The organism is Streptomyces sp. ActVer (assembly GCF_027270795.1).
Taxonomy (GTDB): domain Bacteria; phylum Actinomycetota; class Actinomycetes; order Streptomycetales; family Streptomycetaceae; genus Streptomyces; species Streptomyces umbrinus_A.
The window spans coordinates 1-11,975 of the sequence record NZ_JAPWHT010000321.1 but is presented as its reverse complement, the minus strand read 5'-3'; the positions used below and the strand labels follow the sequence as shown (position 1 = coordinate 11,975).

Below are 11,975 nucleotides of genomic sequence, written 5' to 3'. Positions count from 1 at the left end.
CCAGGCGGGCGGCATCGAACCCGTCACCGACGGCACGTTCGAGGACAGCGGGGCCACCGAGGCCTGTCTGTGCTCCAGTGACGCGCTGTACGAGGAGCAGGCCGCCGAGGTCACCGCCTCCCTCAAGTCGGCGGGCGCCGCGCAGGTGTTCCTCGCCGGGCGTCCCGGGCAGTACCCCGGTGTCGACGCCTACGTCTTCGCGGGCTGTGACGCCGTAGCCGTGCTCTCCGCCACCCTCGACCGCATGGGAGTGTCCTGATGGAACCGACGGGACCGATCCCCGATTTCTCCGGGATCGAGCTGGGGGTCCCGGCCGTGGACGGCGGCCCCGACGAGTGGCGCGACGCCGTCAAGAAGGCGGCCGGCGGCGACGACCTCCTCTGGGAGACCCCGGAGGGCATCGCGGTCAAGCCGCTCTACACCGGGCAGGACCTGGAGGGCCTGGACTTCCTGGGTACGTACCCGGGTGTCGCCCCGTATCTGCGCGGCCCGTACCCGACGATGTACGTCAACCAGCCCTGGACGATCCGCCAGTACGCGGGCTTCTCCACGGCCGAGGAGTCCAACGCCTTCTACCGGCGCAACCTCGCGGCCGGTCAGAAGGGTCTGTCCGTCGCCTTCGACCTGCCCACGCACCGGGGTTACGACAGCGACCACCCGCGCGTGACCGGTGACGTCGGCATGGCGGGTGTCGCCATCGACTCCATCTACGACATGCGGCAGTTGTTCGACGGCATCCCGCTGGACAAGATGACCGTGTCGATGACGATGAACGGTGCTGTGCTGCCGGTCCTCGCGCTCTACATCGTCGCCGCGGAGGAACAGGGCGTACCGCCCGAAAAGTTGGCCGGGACCATCCAGAACGACATCCTCAAGGAGTTCATGGTCCGCAACACGTACATCTATCCGCCGAAACCGTCGATGCGGATCATCTCCGACATCTTCGCCTTCACCTCGCAGCGGATGCCGCGCTACAACTCCATCTCCATCTCCGGCTACCACATCCAGGAGGCGGGCGCGACGGCCGACCTGGAGCTGGCGTACACGCTCGCGGACGGGGTGGAGTACATCCGGGCGGGCCGGGACGCGGGGATGGACGTGGACGCGTTCGCGCCCCGGCTGTCCTTCTTCTGGGCGATCGGCATGAACTTCTTCATGGAGATCGCGAAGATGCGGGCGGCGCGGCTGCTGTGGGCCAAGCTGGTCAGGCAGTTCGATCCGCAGAACGCCAAGTCCCTTTCCCTGCGCACCCATTCGCAGACCTCGGGCTGGTCGCTGACCGCGCAGGACGTCTTCAACAACGTGACGCGTACGTGCGTGGAGGCGATGGCGGCCACCCAGGGCCACACCCAGTCGCTGCACACCAACGCCCTCGACGAGGCTCTCGCCCTGCCCACCGACTTCTCCGCCCGCATCGCCCGCAACACCCAGCTGCTGATCCAGCAGGAGTCCGGCACCACCCGGGTGATCGACCCGTGGGGCGGCAGCGCGTACGTCGAGAAGCTGACGTACGACCTCGCGCGCCGGGCCTGGCAGCACATCGAGGAGGTCGAGGCGGCGGGCGGCATGGCCAAGGCCATCGACGCGGGCATCCCCAAACTGCGCATCGAGGAGGCCGCGGCCCGCACCCAGGCCCGCATCGACTCCGGGCGCCAGCCGGTGATCGGCGTGAACAAGTACCGCGTCGAGACCGACGAGCAGATCGACGTCCTCAAGGTCGACAACTCCTCCGTACGCACGCAGCAGATCGAGAAGCTGCGGCGGTTGCGCGCGGAGCGCGACGAGCGGGCCTGCCAGGACTCACTGGACGCCCTGACCCGGGCGGCGGGCGGTGAGGGCAACCTGCTGGAGCTGGCCGTGAACGCGGCCCGCGCGAAGGCCACGGTCGGGGAGATCTCCGACGCCCTGGAGAAGGTGTACGGGCGGCACGCGAGCCAGATCCGTACGATCTCCGGTGTGTACCGCAACGAAGCCGGCGCGTCCCCGTCCGTCGAGCGCACGCGCACGCTGGTGGAGTCCTTCGAGGAGGCCGAGGGGCGCCGCCCGCGCATCCTGGTCGCCAAGATGGGCCAGGACGGCCACGACCGCGGCCAGAAGGTGATCGCGACCGCCTTCGCCGACCTCGGCTTCGACGTCGACGTCGGCCCGCTGTTCCAGACCCCCGGCGAGGTGGCCCGTCAGGCCGTCGAGGCGGACGTGCACATCGTCGGCGTCTCCTCGCTGGCCGCCGGACACCTGACCCTCGTACCGGCGCTCAGGGAGTCGCTCGCGGAGGAGGGGCGCGAGGACATCATGATCGTGGTCGGCGGGGTGATTCCGCCGCAGGACGTGCCCACGCTGATCGAGATGGGCGCCGCGGCCGTCTTCCCGCCCGGGACGGTGATCCCGGACGCGGCGTACGACCTGGTCGAGCGCCTGGCCACCGACCTCGGCCACGGCCTCTGAGCCCCATGGCGATCGACCTCGACACCTATGTGAAGGGCGTGCTCGACGGGAAGCGGGCGCTGGTGGCGCGCGCCATCACGCTCGTCGAGTCGACGAGGCCCCAACACCGGGAGATGGCACAGGAGTTGCTGACCGAGCTGCTGCCGCACAGCGGGAAGGCGCGGCGGATCGGCATCAGCGGTGTGCCGGGCGTGGGCAAGTCGACGTTCATCGACGCGTTCGGCACGCTGCTCACCTCGCTCGGGTACCGGGTCGCGGTGCTCGCCGTCGACCCGTCGTCGAGCCGGACGGGCGGGTCCATCCTGGGCGACAAGACGCGTATGGAGCGGCTGGCCGTCGATCCGGCGGCCTTCATCCGGCCCTCCCCGACCGCGGGCACGCTCGGCGGAGTCGCGAAGGCGACCCGGGAGTCGATCGTGGTGATGGAGGCGGCCGGTTACGACGTCGTACTCGTGGAGACGGTCGGCGTCGGCCAGTCCGAGACCGCCGTCGCGAACATGGTCGACTCCTTCCTGCTCCTCACCCTCGCCCGGACCGGGGACCAGTTGCAGGGCATCAAGAAGGGTGTCCTGGAGCTGGCCGACGTGATCGCCGTCAACAAGGCGGACGGACTGCACGAGCGGGAAGCCCGGGGCGCGGCAAGGGAGTTGGCGGGCGCACTGCGGCTGATGCATCCCGCCGACGCCGCCTGGACGCCACCGGTGCTGAGTTGCAGCGCCCGTGAGTCGACCGGCCTGGACACGGTCTGGGAGCGCCTCGAACAGCACCGTGCGCTCCTCGACTCGACCGGCCGCCTCGCCGCCAAACGCCGTGACCAGCAGGTCGACTGGACCTGGACGATGGTGCGCGACGAACTCCTCGGCCGCCTGCACGCCGACCCCGCCGTACGCGCCCTCGGACCCGACCTCGAACAGCAGGTCAGGGACGGCGAGTTGACGGCCACGCTCGCCGCCGAGCGCATTCTGCGGGCGTTCGGCGGCGAGACGCACTGAGCCGGAGCGAGACGGACTGAGCCGGAGCGCGGCGGACTGAGCGGGACCGGGGCGGACTGAGCAGCACCGGGTCGGAGTGGGCGTCGCAACGCGTGTTCACTCCGGCCGGTGCGCCACCGGGTACGGGACGAACGTGCTGCTGTTCTGGCCGATCCGCGGCGGGCGCCCCAGGGGCGGTGCGGCGCGCTGGGGGCAGTCGAGGCGTTCGCGGGTTCCACGTGTACGACCAGGGCTGAGGGGCCCGGGTCCGCCACCGGCTGAGGGGCCGGTGGCAGTTGGGGGACCAGTCGGGCGGCGCCACAGGAGTGGGGCGCCACCCGTCCGGTTCACCTGGGCGTTGCCTCGTACGACCGTCCGGCATATGGGCAAAGTTCCACGTCGCGGGGTCGCGCCCCCTAGGCTGGCCGGTGCAGCTGGTTCGCCCCGTCCGCCAGACGGGATGCGTCGCAAGAGGGAACCCGGTGGGAATCCGGGACTGCCCCGCAGCGGTGAGCGGGAACGACCGCCGTCATACGCACTGGGCCCCGAGAAGCGGGACCTGGGAAGCGACGGCCAGTAGGTGCCCTCCGTACGGAGGGCGTGCTCGCGAGTCCGAAGACCTGCCATCTGCCCGTACGCGACCGATCGCGTACGGACATCCCGGTGACCTCGTGGGCGGGTCGGCGTACATGTCCGGTGGACGACCGCGCCTTGCCGCGCGAGGTGCCTCTGCCGGGTGCGTCACCCCTTCGCGCTCACGTCCGTCCCGGGATCTCAGGGAGACATCTCGCGAAGGAGAGTTCCGTGACATCGAAGTCCGCAGCCGCGGCGGCACGGGCCACCGTGTACGGCTACCCCCGCCAGGGCAGGGGCCGGGAACTGAAGAAGGCGATCGAGGGGTACTGGAAGGGCCGCGTCGACGCCGACGCCCTCCGGGCCACCGCCGCCGAACTGCGCCGCACCAATTGGCGGCAGTTGGCCGAGGCCGGCATCCACGAAGTGCCGACCGGCGACTTCTCGTACTACGACCATGTCCTGGACACCAGCGTCATGGTCGGCGCGATCCCCGGGCGCCACCGCGCCGCGGTCGAGGCCGACGCGCTCGACGGCTACTTCGCGATGGCCCGCGGCACCCAGGACGTGGCGCCGCTGGAGATGACGAAGTGGTTCGACACCAACTACCACTACCTGGTCCCGGAGTTGGGCCCGGACACCGTCTTCACCGCCGACTCCGCCAAGCAGGTCACCGAGCTCCGCGAAGCCCTCGACCTGGGCCTCACCGCCCGGCCGGTCCTGGTAGGCCCCATCACCTATCTCCTGCTCGCCAAGCCCGCGCCCGGTGTGGCCGCCGACTTCGACCCCCTGACCCTCCTCGACCGACTGCTGCCGGTATACGCCGAAGTCCTCACCGACCTGCGGGCCGCGGGCGCGGAATGGGTACAGCTCGACGAACCCGCCCTGGTCCAGGACCGCACCCCGGCCGAACTGAGCGCCGCCATGCGCGCCTACCGCGACCTCGGCGCGCTCACCGACCGCCCCAAGGTCCTGATCGCCTCCTACTTCGACCAGCTCGGCGACGCGCTGCTCGTCCTCGCCAAGGCCCCGGTCGAGGGCCTCGCACTCGACTTCACCGAGGCCGCCGCCGCCAACCTGGACGCGCTCGCCGCCGTGGGCGGACTGCCCGGCAAGCGCCTGGTCGCGGGCATGGTCAACGGCCGCAACATCTGGGTCAACGACCTCACCAAGTCCCTCGCCACGCTCGGTACCCTGCTCGGGCTGGCCGACCGGGTCGACGTGGCCGCGTCCTGCTCGCTGCTCCACGTGCCGCTCGACGCCACCGCCGAACGGGACATCGAGCCGCAGATCCTGCGCTGGCTCGCCTTCGCCCGGCAGAAGACGGCCGAGATCGTCACCCTCGCCAAGGGGCTCGCCAAGGGCACGGGATCGATCACCGGCGAACTCGCCGCCAACCGGGCCGCCCTGGCCTCCCGCGCGAACTCGCCCATCACCCGTGACCCGGCCGTACGGGCGCGGGTCGGTGCGGTCACGGACGCCGACACCCGCCGCTCCCAGCCGTACGGCGAACGCGCCGCCGCACAGCGCGCCCACCTCGGTCTGCCCCTCCTGCCGACCACCACCATCGGCTCCTTCCCGCAGACCGCCGAACTGCGCGTCGCCCGCGCCGACCTGCGCGCCGGGCGCATCGACACGGCCGGCTACGAGGAGCGCATCAGGGCCGAGATCCAGGAGGTCATCTCCTTCCAGGAGAAGACCGGCCTGGACGTCCTCGTGCACGGCGAGGCCGAACGCAACGACATGGTCCAGTACTTCGCCGAGCAGCTGACGGGGTACCTCGCGACGCAGCACGGCTGGGTGCAGTCCTACGGCACCCGTTACGTCCGTCCGCCGATCCTGGCCGGCGACATCTCCCGCCCCGAACCGATGACGGTGCGCTGGACGACGTACGCCCAGTCCCTGACCCCGCGCCCCGTCAAGGGCATGCTCACGGGGCCGGTCACCATGCTCGCCTGGTCCTTCGTCCGCGACGACCAGCCGCTCGGCGACACCGCCCGCCAGGTCGCCCTCGCCCTGCGTGACGAGGTCAACGACCTTGAGACGGCCGGGACTTCGGTCATCCAGGTCGACGAACCGGCGCTGCGCGAGACCCTGCCGCTGCGCACCGCCGACCGCCCCGGCTATCTGGCGTGGGCCACCGAGGCGTTCCGCCTCACCACCGCCGGGGTCCGGCCGGACACCCAGATCCACACCCACATGTGCTACGCCGAGTTCGGCGACATCGTCCAGGCGATCGACGACCTCGACGCGGACGTCATCAGCCTGGAGGCCGCCCGCTCCCACATGCAGGTCGCCCGCGAACTGGCCTCGCACGGCTATCCGCGCGAGGCCGGACCCGGCGTCTACGACATCCACTCCCCGCGCGTGCCCAGCACGGACGAGGCAGCCGCCCTGCTGCGCAAGGGACTTGAGGCCATCCCTGCCGAACGGCTCTGGGTCAACCCCGACTGCGGCCTGAAGACCCGCGGCTGGCCCGAGACCCGAGCCTCCCTGGACAACCTGGTCGCGGCAGCGCACGCGGTACGCGCCGAACTGCCCACCGCCGACTGACCCGGCTGATCCGATCCGACCGGCCGGGGACACCCGTGTCCCCGGCCGTCACCTCTGAGGGCCTGCCCCGTCAGGTGAGTTCTGCCGCCACCAGCGCGGCCGCCCGGGCGACCAGCGGGTTCTCCTGGGGTCCGTCGGCGGCGTACTTGGTCGACAGGACGGACAGCACCAGGGGCGGACGGCCGGGAGGCCATACGACACCCACGTCGTTGGCGACCCCGTACGACGAACCGCCACCGGTCTTGTCCGCGAGGGTCCAGTCGCTGGGCAGTCCGGCGCGGAAGCGCTCGGTGTTGGTGGTGTTGGCGATCAGCCACCCGGTCAGCCGTTCGCGGTCCTCGGCCGGGAGCGCCCTGCCGATCACGAGCCGCGCGCTGGTCTGCCCGATGGCGCGCGGGCTGGTGGTGTCGGCCTTCCGCCAGGGTTCCGCCGAGTTCAGCTCGGGCTCCCAGCGGTCGAGCCTGGTGATCCTGTCCCCGGTCGAGCGGGCGAACCAGGTGATCGCGGTCGGTCCGCCCAGCTCGCGCAGGAGGAGGTTCGCGGCGCCGTTGTCGCTCTGGGAGACGGCGGCGGAGCACAGCTCCTCGACCGTCAGGCCATTCGCGACGTTCTCGTCCGTGCCTGTGACCGGGGCGTAGCCCGAGGCCGTGACGTACTCCTTGGTGTACCGGATGCGCCGGGCCAGGAACTCGCCGTCGCGGTCGAGGTCCCTCAGGACGGCCGCGGCCGTGAGCGTCTTGAACACCGAGCACATCGGGAAGCGTTCGTCGGCGCGGTAGGCCACGGTCCGGCCCGTGGCCGTGTCGTGGGCGAAGATCCCGAGGCGTGCGGAGTACTCCCGCTCCAGGTCACCCATCTGTCCGGTGAGGCGCTCTCCGCCGGGGGCCGAGGCGTGCGCCGCGGTCGGGACGGCGACCGCCAGCGCTGCTCCAGCACCGAGAGCCAGTGCCGTGCGGCGGCTCGGGCGTGAGCTGAAGCGGGCGGCACGAGAGCCGGGACCGAAACTGGAACTGGAGCTGGGACCGGAGCGGGATCCTGTGGTGTCCAAAGCCGTACTTCCTGTTCGTGCGGGCGTGACTTCCCTTTCGATGATCAAGACGCCACGACAGGACGAACCGGTTGCCTCGGGCTCCATACGGCCCGATATGAGCCCATAGGGGTCCACGCGGGCTCGTACGACACAGAGCGCGGGTGCCCCCTACGCGTCGGCGGCCTCGGCGCGTTCCTCCGACGCCACGCTCTCGACGACCGCGGACGCCTCCTTCTCCGGTACGCCCGCCGCGACCAGCGTGGCGATGGCGGTCCGTGTCCCGTCGTCCTCCCATGCTCCCGTGTTGACGCTTTCGAGCAGGGAGATGGCCAGGGCCTCCAGGCCGGAACTGAGGACCACCGCCGGAAGGTGATCGTGGAACACACCCGCGCGCTGCCCTCGTTCGAGGACGGCCGTCGCCACGTCCCGGGCCGGGGCCAGCACCTCGGACACCCGCTCCACGCCCAGATCCTGGCGGGCGAGTGCCAGGAGCAGCCGGTAGCGGTCTCCCACCGACCAGATCGCCAGAACGAACCGCGCGAACGCACGATCGGGCGCCTCGGCCGCGTCCGGCAAGCGGGCCACGACGCCTCGCAGGGCCTCGGACGCCTCCTCCGCGAGAGCGTCCAGCAGGGCCGCGCGCCCCGGGAAGTGCCCGAAGAGCGTACGGCGGACCACGCCTGCCGCCCGGGCGATCTCCTCCAGGGTGACGTCGGGGTTTCGTCCGAGCTCCTGTCGGGCGGTGGCGAGGATGCGGGCCCGGTTGGAACGCGAATTGCTTCGCAACGGCTCACGGACCACGGGCTTGGGCACGGCACGTCCTCGCGGATGCAGGGGGCGGAAGGGCTCTCCGATTCTCCCACGGTGGAGCGCTACGGCTCCTGGGCCTGCCCGGACCCGTTCGTCAGGCGAGGTCGGGGAGTGGCCGCCGGGCGACGTCGTGGGCGTCGTCGGCCGGGACGCCCAGCATGCGCAGGACCATCTCGGCCAGGTTCACGGCGGCCTCGTCGCCGTCCATGTCCGGGCGGGTGAATCTCAGCTCCACCAGGGACAGCAGGGTCCCGCCCAGCGCGGACAGCGCGACGGTCGGATCGACGGGCGAGAAACGGCCGGAGGCGACGCCGGCCTCCAGGTCGCGCAGGGCGCGGGGAGCGAGGCCGCGGTCGGAGTGGAGGTGCTCAAGCCCCCGGCGGCGCAGAACCTGCATCAGCTCCGGATGCGAGTCGGCCATTCTGGCGCTGAGCCTGAAGCCCGCCGCCACCAGCTCCGCCGGGTCGTCGATCCCGCTCAGGTGCTCGTCGAAGGCCTGGCCGAACTCCTCCAGCGCGTCCACGACCGCCGCGTCGAACAGCTCCGCCTTCGACGCGAAGTGGTTGTAGAAGGAGCCGAACCCCACGTCCGCGCGCTCCGCGATCGCCTGGATGCTCACGCCGGTGTCGCCGTTCTCGGCGAGGATCTGCCGGGCCGCGCGCACGAGCGCCTGACGCGTCTCGGCGCGACGCCGTTCGAACCGGTTGCCGGGCGGGGCTGTCGTAGGCATGCGCAGAGTCTAGTCACGCCTCAGACGCCGATCACAGTTCTGATGAATCCATCAATTAACCCTCCGGACCCCTTGACGGGAGACATTGTCAAACTTGATGATTTCATCATTACGGCGATGTCGCTTGGAGAACACGATGACCAGGACAGCCCACCAGGACCTCCACAGCGAGCAGGGCGCCCTGCGGGGCGAGCACCCCGGACGCTCCCGAAACCCCGTGATCAAAGTGGCCGACCTGGCCTGGCTGGAGTTCGAGAAGCCCGATCTGGACCGCGCCGAGGTCTTCGCCCGCGACTTCGGTTTCGGTGTCGCCGCCCGCACCGAGCACGAGCTGTGGCTGCGCGGCACCCTCGCCGGCTCGCCCTGCATGGTGATCCGCGAGGGGCGTACGTCCCGCTTCGTCGGACCGGCGTTCCGCGCCGCCGAGCGGGCCGATCTGGACCGGCTGGCCCGCGCCACCGGCTCCGACGTACGGGACCTCGACCGAGCGGGCGCCCCCGGCGACGGCAAGGGCGTTGACCTCCTCGACCCCTCGGGCTTCCCGGTGCGCGTGGTGCACTGTGACGAGGACCTGCCGGCGCTGCCCGAACAGCGGCCGCTGCTGCTGAACTTCGGCACCGATCACCGTCGTACGAACGCCATGCAGCGCCCGCCCCGCGAACCGTCCCGGATCCGGCGCCTGGGCCATGTGGTCCTGGAGACAAGGGTGTTCGGCCGCGCGCTGGACTGGTACCTCGACACGCTCGGCATGATCGTCAGCGACTTCCTCTTCCTGGACGGGCAGCGCGACCGTGGCCCGACGATGGCGTTCATCCGCTGCGACCGGGGCGGTGCGGCCGTCGACCACCACACCCTGGCCATGCACCTGGGGCCCGGCAACGGCTATGTGCACTCCGCGTACCAGGTCACCGACCTGGACTCGGTCGCCGCGGGCGGTGAGTACCTCAACGAGCGCGGCTACAAGCGCAGTTGGGGCATCGGGCGGCACATCCAGGGCAGCCAGCTCTTCGACTACTGGCGCGACCCCGACCGCTTCATGCTGGAGCACTTCGCCGACGGCGACCTGTTCTCCTGCGACCTCGAACCCGGCTGGGCCCCCATGTCGACGAGCGGCCTCGCGCAGTGGGGCCCGCCCGCCACCCGCGACTTCCTCGGCGCGAGCCCCTCGCCCGCCCGGGTCCGCGACATCGTCCAGGCCCTGCGCGGCGACAACGAAGTGGACCCGGCACGCCTGCTGGGCCTGCTCAAAGCCGTGAACTCCTGAATCCCCGACTCCCGACCCCCCGCCCCCTGACAAAGGCAATGACATGAGCACCAACGTCCTGCGCACCTCCGACGGCTGGTGGGTGGTGCGCGACACGCGCGCCGTCCGCATCGAGACCAAGGCCGTCACCACCGCCGACCTGCTGGCCGACCTCGCCGCCGTACGGGAAACCGTCCGGGAGGCCGCCGCTTCCGGCGACACCGGCACGGCCGTCGCCGACCTGGTGGCCCTCTCCCCCGTCACGACGCCCTGCCGGATGGTCGCCCAGATGGTCAACTACCGCAGCCACGCCCGCGATTCGGGCTTCACCGGCGACATCCCGCCCGCCTTCTTCCGCAAGGCGTCCGGCTCGGTGAGCGGCCCGGGCGAGGCGATCGTCCGCCCGTCGCACGTGAAGTTCCTGGACTACGAGATCGAGCTGGGCCTGGTGATGGGCGCACCCCTGCCGGTGGGCACCGTCGTCACCGAGCAGGACCTGCCCTCGTACGTCGCCGGGCTCGTGATCACCAACGACGTCAGCGCCCGTGACGTACAGCTGACCAGGACGCAGTTCTACGAGAGCAAGTCGTATCCGACCTTCACGCCGACCGGGCCCTTCCTCTGTCTGCTGGAGCCGGAGGAGTTCGCCCATCTCCTCGATCTGCGGCTGAAGTTGTCGGTCAATGGCGACCTGCGCCAGGACCGCACCCTGGCCGACATGATCGTCCGCCCGGCGCAGGCGCTGACCCTCCTCGCGCGCTTCCAGACCCTGGACCCCGGCGACCTGCTGCTCACCGGCACCCCCGGTGGCACCGCCCTCAAGGCTCCGCCCAAGGCCGTCGAGAAGATCGGGGCGCTGCTGCCGCCCGCCGTGAAGTGGAAGGCGTTCTTCAGGAGCCAGGCCCGCAATCCGCGCTACCTGCGCGACGGCGACCTGATCACCGCGACGATCGCCACGCCGGACGGGCGGATCGACCTCGGCGAGCAGCGCACCCCCGTGACCGACGCGTAAGCGCTCCGCCGCGTATGCGGTGATTCGTCCGCGGGCCGGTGGGAGCCGGTCACGCCCGCGGCAAAGGCCCCGGCTCGGGCGAAGCCGCGAGCGGGAGAGGAGCCGCATGCCGATACAGCCCCGCACCCCTTTTGGGCGCCGGCGAACCGCTTCGGGTTTCGCCGCACTCACTCAGCCATGAAGCGAGCCGCACCATGACCTCCGAAGAGGAAACAGCCGCACACGTACCCGTGGTGATCGTCGGAGCCGGGCCGGTGGGCGTGACCGCAGCCCTCCTGCTCGCCCGGCGCGGCGTACGGACCGTCGTCCTCGAACGCCACCACGACGTCTACCCGCTGCCGCGTGCCGTCGCCGCCGACGACGAGGTGCGCAGGATCCTCCAGGCGGCCGGGGTCGGCGAGGAGTTCGCCGCGATCGCCCGCCCGGCGCGGGGGCTCCGGCTGCTGGACGCACGGCACCGGGTGATGGCCGAGTTCCCGCGTGCCGCGCAGGGGGCGCACGGCTTCCCGCAGACCAGCATGTTCGACCAGCCGGAGCCGGAGCGACTGCTGCGTGACGCCCTGGCCCGCCGCCCGGAGTGCGATCTGCGGACCGGGGTGGAGGTCGTC

The 11,975-nt window shown here is 71.2% G+C and carries 9 protein-coding genes, 1 pseudogene and 1 riboswitch; of the genes and pseudogenes, 7 read left to right on the top strand and 3 right to left on the bottom strand.

What is annotated here, in order from left to right:
• The 4 genes and pseudogenes from O3Q52_RS37230 to metE all read left to right on the top strand — a co-directional run.
• Window positions 1-259 (top strand): annotated as a pseudogene (locus O3Q52_RS37230) (methylmalonyl-CoA mutase); the annotation flags it as partial.
• Window positions 259-2,445: a methylmalonyl-CoA mutase gene (gene scpA / locus O3Q52_RS37225; protein WP_269653029.1), complete on the top strand. Its 2,187-nt coding sequence runs from the start codon at window positions 259-261 to the stop codon at window positions 2,443-2,445. The pseudogene O3Q52_RS37230 and the gene scpA, both read left to right, overlap by 1 nt.
• 5 nt (window positions 2,446-2,450) lie before the next feature.
• Entirely contained in the window at window positions 2,451-3,437 is a 987-nt protein-coding gene (meaB, locus tag O3Q52_RS37220) for a methylmalonyl Co-A mutase-associated GTPase MeaB (protein WP_269653028.1), read from the top strand.
• Between the two features lie 397 nt (window positions 3,438-3,834).
• A riboswitch (cobalamin riboswitch) is annotated at window positions 3,835-4,059 on the top strand.
• Window positions 4,060-4,220: 161 nt separating this feature from the next.
• Entirely contained in the window at window positions 4,221-6,542 is a 2,322-nt protein-coding gene (gene metE, locus O3Q52_RS37215; protein WP_269653027.1) for a 5-methyltetrahydropteroyltriglutamate--homocysteine S-methyltransferase, read from the top strand.
• Between the two features lie 70 nt (window positions 6,543-6,612).
• Here the strand turns inward: metE and bla are convergent, their stop codons facing one another.
• The 3 genes from bla to O3Q52_RS37200 form a co-directional block, all read right to left on the bottom strand.
• Window positions 6,613-7,488 (bottom strand): class A beta-lactamase, encoded by an 876-nt coding sequence (bla, locus tag O3Q52_RS37210; RefSeq protein WP_269653030.1) that lies wholly within the window; start codon window positions 7,486-7,488, stop codon window positions 6,613-6,615.
• A gap of 252 nt (window positions 7,489-7,740) precedes the next feature.
• Window positions 7,741-8,385, bottom strand: coding sequence for a TetR/AcrR family transcriptional regulator (locus O3Q52_RS37205; protein WP_269653026.1), 645 nt, complete (start codon window positions 8,383-8,385; stop codon window positions 7,741-7,743).
• 91 nt (window positions 8,386-8,476) lie between these two features.
• Window positions 8,477-9,112, bottom strand: coding sequence for a TetR/AcrR family transcriptional regulator (locus O3Q52_RS37200; RefSeq protein WP_269653025.1), 636 nt, complete (start codon window positions 9,110-9,112; stop codon window positions 8,477-8,479).
• 136 nt (window positions 9,113-9,248) lie between these two features.
• On the opposite strand from O3Q52_RS37200, the gene O3Q52_RS37195 reads away from it, so the two are divergent.
• From O3Q52_RS37195 to O3Q52_RS37185, 3 genes are all read left to right on the top strand, one after another.
• The gene (locus tag O3Q52_RS37195; RefSeq protein WP_269653024.1) at window positions 9,249-10,376 is read left to right on the top strand and encodes a VOC family protein; all 1,128 of its coding nucleotides are present in this window, start codon (window positions 9,249-9,251) and stop codon (window positions 10,374-10,376) included.
• A 43-nt stretch (window positions 10,377-10,419) separates the two neighbouring features.
• Entirely contained in the window at window positions 10,420-11,367 is a 948-nt protein-coding gene (locus O3Q52_RS37190) for a fumarylacetoacetate hydrolase family protein (RefSeq protein WP_269653023.1), read from the top strand.
• A 194-nt stretch (window positions 11,368-11,561) separates the two neighbouring features.
• Window positions 11,562-11,975, top strand: a 414-nt coding sequence (locus O3Q52_RS37185; RefSeq protein WP_269653022.1) for an FAD-dependent oxidoreductase, incomplete at its 3' end; no start/stop codon positions are given.

Coding starts and splice junctions, on each gene's coding strand:
- scpA (WP_269653029.1), top strand. CDS start 259: ATGGAACCGACGGGACCGATCCCCGATTTCTCCGGGATCGAGCTGGGG.
- meaB (WP_269653028.1), top strand. CDS start 2,451: ATGGCGATCGACCTCGACACCTATGTGAAGGGCGTGCTCGACGGGAAG.
- O3Q52_RS37200 (WP_269653025.1), bottom strand. CDS start 9,112: ATGCCTACGACAGCCCCGCCCGGCAACCGGTTCGAACGGCGTCGCGCC.
- O3Q52_RS37195 (WP_269653024.1), top strand. CDS start 9,249: ATGACCAGGACAGCCCACCAGGACCTCCACAGCGAGCAGGGCGCCCTG.
- O3Q52_RS37190 (WP_269653023.1), top strand. CDS start 10,420: ATGAGCACCAACGTCCTGCGCACCTCCGACGGCTGGTGGGTGGTGCGC.